This window comes from Confluentibacter lentus, from assembly GCF_002806995.1.
GTDB lineage: Bacteria > Bacteroidota > Bacteroidia > Flavobacteriales > Flavobacteriaceae > Confluentibacter > Confluentibacter lentus.
Map to the genome: position 1 here is coordinate 583,859 of NZ_NIHE01000002.1, position 11,226 is coordinate 595,084.

Below are 11,226 nucleotides of genomic sequence, written 5' to 3' on the forward strand. Positions count from 1 at the left end.
TAAATAAAACAAAATGAAAAAGAAGTTGGAATCTGAGCTTGTTAGTATTGCACACAGAATTCTTAAATTAAAAGGGAAGGAAGATGTTATTAAAATGCATGATGAAGCTAAAGTACTTTTTGAAAAACTATCGGTTTTAAAATTTGCTTACGAAAATTTTGAAGATAGCATGCCTACCATTGGCAGCAATACCTCATTTTTTGGGATGTTAGATGAATCTTTCAACAATAAAATAAGTGATTCCATTGAAATAGAGGATAAAATATACATTAATTTAGATGAGGTTGAGGATGATAACATTATGGAACGCGGCATGGAAACCATTAAAGACATGGTATCTCAAATGCCCGATAAACCAGAAGACGTTGATACGGTATTGGAATCCCTTACCCAGAAACATGACCATTTAAAAAATAATTTTGAACATATTACGGCCGACTTTAAAAATATGCCCATTTTCGAGCCTGTTTCTAAATCACAAAATGGTATAGATAAAAAATCTTTAAATGATAAGCTAAAAATCGGAGGCATACATATAGGCCTTAACGATAAAATTGCCTTTATTAAACATTTATTTAATGGGAAGCCCGAAGATTATGAGCGTGTATTATCTCAATTAAACACCCTAAATTCTTTAGAGGAAGCCTCCAATTTCATTCAAAATATTGTAAAACCAGATTATAATAATTGGATTGGCAAAGAGGAATTTGAAGCCCGCTTTATGAACATTATAGAAAGTAAGTTTTAATAATGGGCAAACTCTACATTGTTCCAACTCCGATTGGAAATTTAAAAGACATCACACTTCGGGCATTGGATGTTTTAAAGGAAGTGGATTTAATTCTTGCGGAAGACACCCGAACCTCTGGAAAGCTTTTAAAGCATTTTGAAATTTCCACACACATGCAATCGCACCACATGCACAACGAGCATAAAACGGTTGAAAATCTAATTAATAGATTAAAAAGTGGCGCCTCGGTTGCTTTAATTAGTGATGCCGGAACACCGGCTATTTCCGATCCTGGATTTTTATTAACCCGGGCTTGCATTGAACATGGTATTGAAGTCGATTGTTTACCAGGTGCGACAGCCTTTGTCCCTGCATTGGTGAATTCTGGTTTACCAAACGACAAATTTGTTTTTGAAGGTTTTTTGCCCGTAAAGAAAGGGCGGCAAACCCGGTTATTACTATTAGCCGAAGAAACTCGAACCATTATTTTTTATGAAAGTCCGCATAAACTTGTGAAAACATTAGCCCATTTTTGCGAGTATTTTGGTGAAGATAGACAGGTCTCCGTATCTAGAGAACTTACCAAATTGTATGAAGAAACCATTCGTGGCACAGCCAAAGAAGTTTTAGATTATTACACCAATAAACCACCAAAAGGTGAGATTGTTATTATTGTTGGTGGAAAAAATAAATAATTATGACATTAGAAATATTCCTAAATAAATTAAAAACAACTCCAAAAGACATTGATTTTACAGACACCATAAGTGTTATTGAATCAAACTACAGTTTTACACCTACCGCTTTTAAAAATGGCGAATTACGCAATAATGCTGGCGAGAATTCTGGTTCTTGTAAATTATTGGCGTTTGCTAAACTGCAAAGTTTAACTAAAGAGGAAACCTTGGCGTGTTTTGGAAAATACTATTTTGAAGAGGTGTCAAACGACCCAAATGGCAATGGCCATCAAAATATTAGAAACTTTATGAAAACAGGGTTTGAAGGATTGGTGTTTGATAATATGCCTCTTAAGGAGAAGTAACAATCCGTTTAAGACATAAAATAAACCCTTATTTGCACAGACAAAATCTATTATACAAATGTTTAGTTATAAAACTAAATCATAATCGACTAATAAATTAATCCGTAATTTTGTTTTACTAATATCAAAAAAACACTAACATGTCATTACATATTACAACAACTTGGTTGGGCAACATGAAGTTTGAAAGCACGAACCCATCAGGACACAACTTATTTATTGATGCGGGTCCAGAAAATGGTGGCAACAGCGAAGGTTACAGGCCAAAAGCCTTGATGCTTTCTGCATTGGCGGGCTGTTCTGGCTTGGATGTGGCATCGCTTATAAAAAAAATGAAATTGGAGGTTGCTGATTTTAAAATAGAAATCGATGCCAATCTCACCGAAGAAGATCCTAAATATTACGACAAAGTGGGTATGCATTTTCATTTTTCAGGAAGTGATTTAAATGAAAAAAAATTGCAACGCGCTGTTGATTTATCCGTAGAAAAATATTGTGGCGTTATGGAAATGTTTCGCCAATTTGCTGATTTGAAAGTAGAAACACATTTTCACAATAAAAGTACCTAAAGTTTTTAAGTGTCTAAAATATTTAAATTTGTGTTTAATTTCTGTATTTTTATACTTTAGGACCCTCCAATAATTTTAACTTAAAAACTTATAAAATTGCGTTGGACACTTAAACCAAAACCAGATACCACAAAACTGGCAGATTTAAAAGAGTCGCTTAAAGTCGATGAAGTTATTGCGACGTTATTATTACAGCGTGGCATAGAAACCTATGAAGATGCGAAACGGTTTTTTCGTCCGAGTTTAAGTGATTTACACGATCCATTCTTGATGAAAGACATGGACAAAGCTGTTGAACGCATTGAAAAAGCGATCGCCAATAAAGAAAATATTTTAGTGTATGGCGATTACGATGTCGATGGCACTACAGCCGTTGCCCTAATGTCTTCCTATTTAAAAATCATCCATCCACTAGTTTACACTTACATTCCTGACAGATATGACGAAGGTTATGGTGTTTCATATAAAGGCATTGACTTTGCTTTGGAGAATGATTTCACACTTATTATTGCCTTAGATTGTGGTATAAAAGCCAATGAAAAAGTAGATTATGCCAAAAATTTAGGAATCGACTTTATTATTTGCGATCACCACAGGCCTTCGGCTGAACTCCCAAATGCGGTTGCCGTTTTAGACCCAAAACGAGACGATTGCAAGTATCCGTATAAAGAATTATGCGGTTGTGGCGTTGGTTTTAAACTCATTCAGGCATTAGCTTCAAAAGAAGGTAAAACGGCCGAAGATTTAACCGAGTATTTAGATTTAGTTGCCACCGCCATTGGTGCCGATATTGTCCCCATTACTGGAGAAAACAGAACCTTGGCTTATTTTGGTTTGGACATAATAAACACCAATCCGAGACCGGGCATTAAAGCTATTTTAAATCAGATTGAAAAAACAGAACTCACTATTACTGATGTTGTTTTTATTATCGCTCCCAGAATTAATGCGGCTGGCCGTATGGAACACGGTAATTTTGCCGTGTCTTTATTAACGGAGCAAGATGAGACATTAGCCGCCAAACAAGCCTCAGGAATTAACACTTATAATTTAGACCGCCGTGAAGCAGATAAACTCATTACACAAGAAGCTCTTAAGCAAATTGAAGAACAAAAAGAACAGGAACGCCTTACTACTGTTGTTTATAACGAAAACTGGCATAAAGGTGTTATTGGTATTGTGGCTTCTAGATTAACAGAAACCTATTACCGACCTACTTTGGTATTCACCAAAAGTGGCGACAAACTGGCTGCTTCGGCGCGTTCCGTAAGGAATTTTGATATTTACAATGCCTTAGAAAATTGTAGCGCATATCTTGAACAATTTGGCGGCCATAAATATGCGGCTGGATTGACGCTTAAAGAAGAAAACTACGAAGCCTTTAAACAGGCTTTTGAGGATGAAGTTTTTAAAACCATTGACAGAAACTTATTGATTCCAGAAATCAAAATAGATGCCCAAATAAATCTAGAAGATATCACGCCTAAATTTTATAGAGTTTTAAAACAATTTGCGCCTTTTGGACCAGAAAACATGACGCCTGTTTTTATGACCGAAAATTTAAAAGATACCGGCTATGGAAAATGTGTGGGCGAAGACAAAACCCATTTAAGAATCACGGTTACGCAACCACAATCCAATAGTTTTGTCGCCATTGGTTTCGGAATGGGAGATAAAGAATCTATTATTTCTGATAAAAAATCATTTAAAGCCGTTTATTCCATTGATGAAAATGCATGGCAAGGTAATGTCTCACTTCAGCTTAAATTAAGGGATATTAAAGAATAAACATGTCAAAAATTGATCCTTACGCCGCCCTGCGTTTTAAAGAATTCAATATTTTTTTATTGGTCCGGTTTTTTTTAGTATTTGGCTGGTCCATGCAATTTATTGTTATAGAATGGGAAGTATATTCAATAACCAAAGACCCTTTGTCTCTTGGCATGATTGGTTTAATGGAAATAATCCCAGCTTTTACCATGGCATTATTTGCAGGCCATATTGTAGATCAAAAAGAAAAACGAAATCTGTTGTTATTATGCATCGGTGCTTTTTCATTAATCAGTTTAGGGTTGTTTTTACTTACTTGGCCTAAAATAGTAGCGGATTGGTCTACAAAAACCATTTTATACAGCATTTATGCACTCGTTTTTTTTGGTGGTTTTTTGCGTTCCTTTTTTGGCCCAACCATTTTCTCATTAATAGCATTAATTGTTCCAAAAAAAGCCTATCCAAATGCCGCCACTTGGAACAGTTCTACATGGCAAGTCGCATCCGTTTTAGGCCCTGCTTTTGGAGGCTTTTCCATTGGATGGATGGGTGTGCATTGGTCGCTTTGCATTATTTTCGGATTGGTTGTTTTATCGTTAATTATACTCCTTCAAATTAAGCGTAAGCCCATTTTAAACCCTAAAATTGGAGAACCTGTGATTGAAAGCCTGAAAGAAGGTGTGCGTTTTGTTTTTAAATCGAAAGCCGTTTTGGGGCTATGACGTTGGATATGATAGCCGTTTTATTTGGAGGGGCTATTGCGCTTTTACCCATATTTGCCCAAGATATTTTAAAGGTTGGTAGTGAAGGGTTTGGTATATTACGTGCCGCTCCTGCTGTTGGTGCTTTTATAACCTTGATGATTACCGCTCATATTCCGATTAGCAAAAATGCTGGTATGAAATTATTGGTGGCGGTTTTTGGATTTGGACTTAGTATTATTGTGTTTGGGTTATCCTCTATATTTTGGATTTCGGTCGTTGCCTTGTTTTTTAGTGGCGTCACCGATGGGGTATCTATGGTGGTGCGACAAACCATTCTGCAAATTAAAACGCCAGACCACATGCGCGGACGTGTATCATCTGTGAATTCTATGTTTGTGGGGTCTTCAAATGAATTAGGTGCTTTTGAAAGTGGCTTAACCGCCAAACTTTTTGGAACCGTGAATGCCGTAGTTTTTGGTGGTACGATGACGCTAATCACCGTTTTAACAACAGGCATTGTATCGCCTTCCTTTAGAAAATTGGATTTAACAAAAGATATTGAGGAACATCAAAGGGATAATTAAAACATCTTCAGTTCAAATTCTTCCCCATCAAAAACACCATACGTATAATACGTAATCCAATCCCCAAGATTGATGTATTTAGAAGTATCATTTAATTGAATTTCCAAAGGTAAATGGCGGTGACCAAACACAAAATAATCGCGGTGTTTGCTTTCTAATTTCTTTTTGCTGTACTGTGCCAACCACTCTTTATCTTCGCCTAAAAAGGTAGCATCATCTTCACCAGAAATCAATTTATTTTTTACCGATAAATATTGAGCAATGCGCATACCAATATCTGGATGTGCCCATCGAAACACCCATCTAAAAAACGGATTGGTAAATACTTTTTTCATGCGCTTGTACCCTTTGTCCCCAGGGCCTAAACCATCACCATGACCAATAAAAAAGACCTTGTCATTAAACGTGAATTCTTGTGGTTTATGATAAACGGGAATGTTAAGTTCTTCTTCAAAATAGCCATGCATCCATAAATCATGATTGCCGACAAAATAATAAATGGGGATTCCAGAATCACTAATTTCTGCCAATTTACCCAAGGTTCTGGTAAAGCCTTTTGGCACTACTTTTTTATATTCAAACCAAAAATCGAACAAATCCCCTAAAAGGAAAATAGCCGCCGCATCGTGTTTTATGGTATCTAACCAAGCAACAAACTTTTTTTCACGCGGACGCGAAGCTTCTGTGGTTGGAGCCCCTAAATGATTATCGGATGCGAAGTATATTTTCTTGCCTTCAGGTATTTGCATGATGTAAATATAGAAAATGTTTTTTTGCGTTAAGCATTATCTGAAGCATACCATTCGGCAAACGATGTTTCGGTTTCTTGAAGTTTTAATGAATGTAATTTTATATGACTCGGTAAACGCTTGACTATTTTATTTGAAAAATCAATCACCATCATTTCGCTAGTTGGCTGATAATTTACCAATAGTACGTTGTGCCCTCGATTTTCTAATTCTTTGGCGAGTTCAACATGAGGCGTATTTTTATTAAAAACAGTGGCATGATCAAACACATCAACAATCTCTTCCTTAACGATTTTCTTTAAATCGCTAAAATCAATCACCATTCCAAACTTAACATGACTAGTATCTGTAATGGGCGTTCCAATAACGGTTACCGACAGCTTATAACTGTGTCCGTGCACGTTTTTACACTTGCCATCGTAACCATAAAGGGCATGACCTGTTTCAAAAGAAAATTGTTTTGTAATGCGTATGTGACTCATCAAACTTGGATTTGTTTTGCAAAGATATTCATTTTGTAAAAGCAATTTGTTTTTAGATTACTTTTGGCTACTAATTGATATATATTATATTGAATGAGTCATCTTTTTGAGGATATTGATTTTGTTGAAAATCCGCTTTACGAAGCTATTATTACTGATATTTTATCTAAAAAATATAGCATTGTAGAGGATTTTTTTTCTGCGGAAGACGTTGCCGTTTTAAGGCAATCCTTACTTAAAAAGCATGAGGACAACGCTTTTAAAAAAGCGGCTATTGGCAATCGGTTTGAAGAAACCATAGTAAGGTCAATTCGAGGTGATGTCATATTATGGATGGATGAAACCCAAGCAGATACCTCTGAACTCTTATTTTTCAATAAAATAAATAGCCTTATAAACTACCTTAATAGAACTTGTTTTTTGGGCATTTTACATAAAGAATTCCATTATGCTTTATACCCTAAAGGCACATTTTATAAACGGCATATTGATACCTTTCAAAATGATGACCGACGAAAATTATCGTTTGTTTGTTATTTGAATGAGGATGGATGGCTACCTGAAAATGGTGGTGAATTGGTTTTGTATTTAGACGAAAACGGCGAACAAACCGAAAAAATTATTTATCCACTTCCGGGTCGAGTCGTTATTTTTGAAAGCCAAATTATTGAACACGAAGTAAAGCCTGTTAATAAAGAACGCTTGAGTATTACTGGTTGGTTAAAAACCCGATAATTACCTTCTTTTTCTTCGGTTTATAAAATAAACCACAATCAGTACAATCCCTAATAAAAGAAAAAGACCGTTACCGCTTATAAAACTTAAAATATCCATAATCTATTTTTTTGATTTTCGCTTTACAAATTTAAATATAAAAAATCCAATAATTGCCAAAATCAAAAAAGGTAAAATAGTTCCGATAATCTGACCTATTTTATAACCCATATCATAAGCTGCATTTGTAGAAGGCTCTTGTAAAATTGTATTTAGTAGTAGTTTCATAAATATAATTATTTTCAATCTTTAAAACTAGTATAAACTACTTACAAAACCTAGATTTAATTTTATCTACAATGGTCTGTGCCAATTTTTCTTTGCTTTCTATGGTCCAACCCGCTACGTGAGGGGATAAAATCACATTTTGTGCATGTATTAAATAGTTGAAAGCTTCTGGCATTTCAGAAGAAAACAATGCTTCAAACGATGTTTTTTCATATTCCAAAACATCCAATCCGATACCAAGAATTTTTCCTGATTTTAAAGCCGAAACCAAATCTGCTGTCACCACGCTTTTACCACGCGCCGTATTAATAAACCAAAAAGGTTTTTTAAATTGATTTATGAAGTCTGCATTAATCATATTCAACGTTAACGCTGTTTGTGGCGTGTGTAAACTTATCACATCTGCTTCCTCTTGTAATTCTTTAAGAGACACTTGTTTGGCATTTTCATCGCCAACGTTGTCTAAAATATCATAGCACAATACTTCAACATCAAACCCTTTTAATTTTTTTGCAAAGGATTTTCCTGTATTTCCATAACCAATAATGCCAACTGTTTTTCCATCCAATTCCAAGCCGCGATTAGCTTCTCGCAACCATTTACCTTGCCGTACTTCGGCATCAGCCTTATTTAGTTTATTAAAAAGAGACAATAACATCCCTAAAGCGTGTTCGCCTACGGCATTTCTATTGCCTTCGGGTGCTGCAATTAATGCAATGCCTTTATTTTTTGCATATTCAACATCTATATTTTCTAATCCAGCACCAACACGTCCGATAAATTTTAGGTTTTTGGCAGCGTTTAAAAATGGTTTATCTATGATAAATCTGCTTCTTAAAATAATGCCATCATAATCTGAAATTTTGGCTTCGATTTGCTCCTTTGAAGACGTGTAATCTTCATGATTAGTAAAACCTAAATCATTTAACTGATTTATTAAAAGTTCGTGATTGGTATCTAGGTGAAGGATTTTCATGTGATGCTGATACAAGTTTTAATTGGCAAAAAAATTTTAAAACCCTAAAATAAATTTAGCGATTACAAAGTACAACAATATACCAAACACATCATTGCTTGTAGTAATAAATGGCCCTGTGGCTACGGCGGCATCAATACCACGTTTGTCTAAAAATATGGGAATAAATGTGCCGATTAATGCGGCCATAATAATAACCGAAATGAGGGCTACGCAAATGGTTAAAGACTCTAAATAGGTGGTGTTAAATGCAAAATGACTAATTATTAAAACTATAAATGCAATGGCAAGTCCGTTTACCAAGCCTAATAAAAATTCTTTTAAAAGGCGATTTAATAAACTGCCATCTATGGAATCGTTGGCCAGACCTTGCACGATAATGGCGGAAGATTGTACCCCAACATTCCCAGCTGTTGCTTGTATTAATGGGATAAACATTAAAAGTGCTGGAAATTTTAGCATGGCATCGCTAAATCCGCTAATAATACTTGCGGCTCCAATACCACCAAACATACCAATAAGCAACCATGGCAAACGTGCTCTTGTGAGTTCCCAAATGGTATCATCGGCTTCTACATCGCCCGTAATACCTGCTGCCAATTGGTAATCTTTATCGGCTTCTTCTTTCATGACATCCACAATGTCGTCAATGGTAATTCTTCCTAGTAAAATCATGTTTTCATCGACTACGGGAATGGCTTCCAAATCGTATTTCGCCATGACTTTAGCAACATCTTCAACATCATCATTGACGTTTACATAATCGAAACTAGGAATGTATATTTCGGAAATTTTTTGATCACTTTTGGCAACAATAAGGTCTTTTAATGAGAGACGTCCAATCAATTTATTCTTTTTGTTCACCACATAAATAGAATGCACTCGGGTCACTTCCTTGGCTTGTCCTCTTATCCTTCGCATGCATCCAGCTACCGTCCACGTTTCGTAAACTTTTACCAGCTCCTTTGCCATGAGTCCACCCGCCGTATCCTCATCATACGCTAATAGCTCACGGATTTCAGCTTTATGCTCTTCGTCCTCAATATGTGAAATAACTTCTTGTTGCCGTTCTTCAGGGAGTTCAGAAATAATATCGGCAGCATCATCAGTATCCAGCTCTTCAATTTCTTCTGCAATTTCTTTTGAAGATAGGTTTCTTAAAACCTTTTCCCTGTTGTCTTCATCAAGTTCCATGAGGATTTCTGAAGTCGTTTCCGAATCCAATAACTTGATAATATATACGGCCTCTTCTAGATTAAGTTCATCTAGAATTTCGGCAATATCGGCGTAGTGAAACTCATCTAATAACTTTTTAAGCTCCCTATCTTTTTTGGATTCGATAAGTTGCTCAACTTGTTCAATGAGTTCATCAGTAAGCTCGAACTGTATATTTTCTTTTTCTTCAGACAAATTGAAACGTTTTAAATATCCTTTTCAATACGCGTTGTAAGTTCTAAAAATTGCTGAACATTCAACTGTTCAGGACGCTTGTCAAAGATACTATCTTCTCTTAAATTATCACTTAAATTGAATGTTTTTAAACTGTTACGAATTGTTTTCCTGCGTTGTTGAAATGCTGCTTTTACAACCTTAAAAAATAATTCGGCATCACATGGCAATGAATAATCATCTTTTCGGGTGAGTCTTAAAACCCCTGAATCTACTTTTGGTGGTGGACTGAATACGCTTGGAGGTACCGTAAATAAATATTCGGCTTCATAAAAAGCTTGAGTCAACACAGACAAAATACCATATACTTTACTGCCTTCTTTAGAGCAAATGCGTTCTGCAACTTCTTTTTGAAACATTCCCGAAAACTCTGGGATTTGATCTCTCATTTCCAATACTTTAAAAACGATTTGCGTGGAAATATTGTAAGGAAAATTTCCTATAATGGCAAAAGGTTCTCCTTTAAAAACAAGATTTAAATCGTATTTTAAAAAATCCTTTTCAATGATTCGGGGAGCTAAACTAAAATAATTTGCTTTGAGGTATTCAACAGATTCTGAGTCTATTTCAATAACATATGTGGTGACCTCTTTCTCTAATAAATACTTGGTAAGAACACCCATACCCGGACCAATTTCCAGAAGAGTTTTATAGTTTTTTAAAGATAAGGTGTCGGCAATTTTTTCTGCGATGCTTTCATCATTCAAAAAATGTTGCCCTAGATGTTTTTTGGCTTTTACTTGATATTGGTTGGGGTTGTTTGCCACGGATTCACAGATTTTATATGCTAAATTACATTTTAAAATGGATTCCAACCTCAGCAAAAGTGATAAAAGCTATTTGAACGTCACTGAATATTCGTCTAAAATTTCCAGCTCGGTTCTAAATGCCAACATTTTGTCTCCAAATTTTTTTGAAATTTCAGCTCTAAAAGCCGGTGCATGGTCTTTATAAAAAGCGTTTAAAGACTCTCTTGAAAAAGCTTTATATTGAACAGAATACGTAACGCCTCCCATTTCTTCATCAACCAAAACCTTTGTTAAGGTTGCTTTTTCAAACTTTCCTGTTGCTAATACTTGCGGAATATGTTCTTTAATCCATGTAAGCCATTCGTCATGAATGGTTTCATCTATATTTGAGGTGACATTGTATATAATCATTGGGTTCTG

The 11,226-nt window shown here is 35.4% G+C and carries 12 protein-coding genes and 1 pseudogene; 7 read left to right on the forward strand and 6 right to left on the reverse strand.

Features of this window, described 5'->3' with window-relative positions:
- The first annotated feature begins 13 nt into the window (after positions 1-13).
- The 6 genes and pseudogenes from CDH50_RS06495 to CDH50_RS06520 all read left to right on the forward strand — a co-directional run bounded on the left by CDH50_RS06495 (position 14) and on the right by CDH50_RS06520 (position 5,399).
- Entirely contained in the window at positions 14-748 is a 735-nt protein-coding gene (locus CDH50_RS06495) for a hypothetical protein (protein ID WP_100611188.1), read from the forward strand.
- 2 nt (positions 749-750) lie between these two features.
- Positions 751-1,425: a 16S rRNA (cytidine(1402)-2'-O)-methyltransferase gene (gene rsmI / locus CDH50_RS06500; protein ID WP_100611189.1), complete on the forward strand. Its 675-nt coding sequence runs from the start codon at positions 751-753 to the stop codon at positions 1,423-1,425.
- Positions 1,426-1,427: 2 nt separating this feature from the next.
- Positions 1,428-1,772 carry a HopJ type III effector protein gene (locus CDH50_RS06505; protein WP_100611190.1) on the forward strand — a complete coding sequence of 115 codons (345 nt, stop codon included), beginning with the start codon at positions 1,428-1,430 and terminating at the stop codon, positions 1,770-1,772.
- Positions 1,773-1,912: 140 nt separating this feature from the next.
- The gene (locus CDH50_RS06510; protein WP_100611191.1) at positions 1,913-2,341 is read left to right on the forward strand and encodes an OsmC family protein; all 429 of its coding nucleotides are present in this window, start codon (positions 1,913-1,915) and stop codon (positions 2,339-2,341) included.
- Positions 2,342-2,437: 96 nt separating this feature from the next.
- Positions 2,438-4,129, forward strand: a complete 1,692-nt coding sequence (gene recJ, locus CDH50_RS06515; RefSeq protein WP_100611192.1) for a single-stranded-DNA-specific exonuclease RecJ — start codon at positions 2,438-2,440, stop codon at positions 4,127-4,129.
- A 2-nt stretch (positions 4,130-4,131) separates the two neighbouring features.
- Positions 4,132-5,399, forward strand: a pseudogene (locus tag CDH50_RS06520) (MFS transporter).
- On the opposite strand, the gene CDH50_RS06525 reads toward CDH50_RS06520, so the two are convergent.
- Together CDH50_RS06525 and CDH50_RS06530 are read right to left on the reverse strand one after the other, a co-directional pair.
- Positions 5,396-6,148 (reverse strand): UDP-2,3-diacylglucosamine diphosphatase, encoded by a 753-nt coding sequence (locus tag CDH50_RS06525; protein ID WP_100611193.1) that lies wholly within the window; start codon positions 6,146-6,148, stop codon positions 5,396-5,398. The pseudogene CDH50_RS06520 and the gene CDH50_RS06525 sit on opposite strands and share 4 nt — an antisense overlap.
- A gap of 29 nt (positions 6,149-6,177) precedes the next feature.
- Complete coding sequence (locus CDH50_RS06530) at positions 6,178-6,630, reverse strand: 6-pyruvoyl trahydropterin synthase family protein (protein WP_100611194.1); 453 nt, start codon at positions 6,628-6,630, stop codon at positions 6,178-6,180.
- 93 nt (positions 6,631-6,723) lie between these two features.
- Here CDH50_RS06530 and CDH50_RS06535 point away from each other — a divergent pair, with 93 nt between their 5' ends.
- Complete coding sequence (locus CDH50_RS06535) at positions 6,724-7,365, forward strand: 2OG-Fe(II) oxygenase (RefSeq protein WP_100611195.1); 642 nt, start codon at positions 6,724-6,726, stop codon at positions 7,363-7,365.
- A gap of 304 nt (positions 7,366-7,669) precedes the next feature.
- Here the strand turns inward: CDH50_RS06535 and CDH50_RS06545 are convergent, their stop codons facing one another.
- The 4 genes from CDH50_RS06545 to CDH50_RS06560 form a co-directional block, all read right to left on the reverse strand.
- Positions 7,670-8,608: a 2-hydroxyacid dehydrogenase gene (locus CDH50_RS06545; RefSeq protein ID WP_100611197.1), complete on the reverse strand. Its 939-nt coding sequence runs from the start codon at positions 8,606-8,608 to the stop codon at positions 7,670-7,672.
- Positions 8,609-8,644: 36 nt separating this feature from the next.
- Positions 8,645-10,018 (reverse strand): magnesium transporter, encoded by a 1,374-nt coding sequence (gene mgtE, locus CDH50_RS06550; protein ID WP_100611198.1) that lies wholly within the window; start codon positions 10,016-10,018, stop codon positions 8,645-8,647.
- A gap of 11 nt (positions 10,019-10,029) precedes the next feature.
- Positions 10,030-10,824 carry a 16S rRNA (adenine(1518)-N(6)/adenine(1519)-N(6))-dimethyltransferase RsmA gene (rsmA, locus tag CDH50_RS06555; protein ID WP_100611280.1) on the reverse strand — a complete coding sequence of 265 codons (795 nt, stop codon included), beginning with the start codon at positions 10,822-10,824 and terminating at the stop codon, positions 10,030-10,032.
- Between the two features lie 69 nt (positions 10,825-10,893).
- Positions 10,894-11,217 carry a DUF4286 family protein gene (locus tag CDH50_RS06560; RefSeq protein ID WP_100611199.1) on the reverse strand — a complete coding sequence of 108 codons (324 nt, stop codon included), beginning with the start codon at positions 11,215-11,217 and terminating at the stop codon, positions 10,894-10,896.
- Positions 11,218-11,226 lie beyond the last annotated feature (9 nt).

What these genes read in the sequence shown, in the direction of transcription:
- CDH50_RS06495 (WP_100611188.1), top strand. Translation starts at nt 14, where the DNA reads ATGAAAAAGAAGTTGGAATCTGAGCTTGTTAGTATTGCACACAGAATT.
- rsmI (WP_100611189.1), top strand. Translation starts at nt 751, where the DNA reads ATGGGCAAACTCTACATTGTTCCAACTCCGATTGGAAATTTAAAAGAC.
- CDH50_RS06505 (WP_100611190.1), top strand. Translation starts at nt 1,428, where the DNA reads ATGACATTAGAAATATTCCTAAATAAATTAAAAACAACTCCAAAAGAC.
- CDH50_RS06510 (WP_100611191.1), top strand. Translation starts at nt 1,913, where the DNA reads ATGTCATTACATATTACAACAACTTGGTTGGGCAACATGAAGTTTGAA.
- CDH50_RS06525 (WP_100611193.1), bottom strand. Translation starts at nt 6,148, where the DNA reads ATGCAAATACCTGAAGGCAAGAAAATATACTTCGCATCCGATAATCAT.
- CDH50_RS06530 (WP_100611194.1), bottom strand. Translation starts at nt 6,630, where the DNA reads ATGAGTCACATACGCATTACAAAACAATTTTCTTTTGAAACAGGTCAT.
- CDH50_RS06535 (WP_100611195.1), top strand. Translation starts at nt 6,724, where the DNA reads ATGAGTCATCTTTTTGAGGATATTGATTTTGTTGAAAATCCGCTTTAC.
- CDH50_RS06545 (WP_100611197.1), bottom strand. Translation starts at nt 8,608, where the DNA reads ATGAAAATCCTTCACCTAGATACCAATCACGAACTTTTAATAAATCAG.
- CDH50_RS06560 (WP_100611199.1), bottom strand. Translation starts at nt 11,217, where the DNA reads ATGATTATATACAATGTCACCTCAAATATAGATGAAACCATTCATGAC.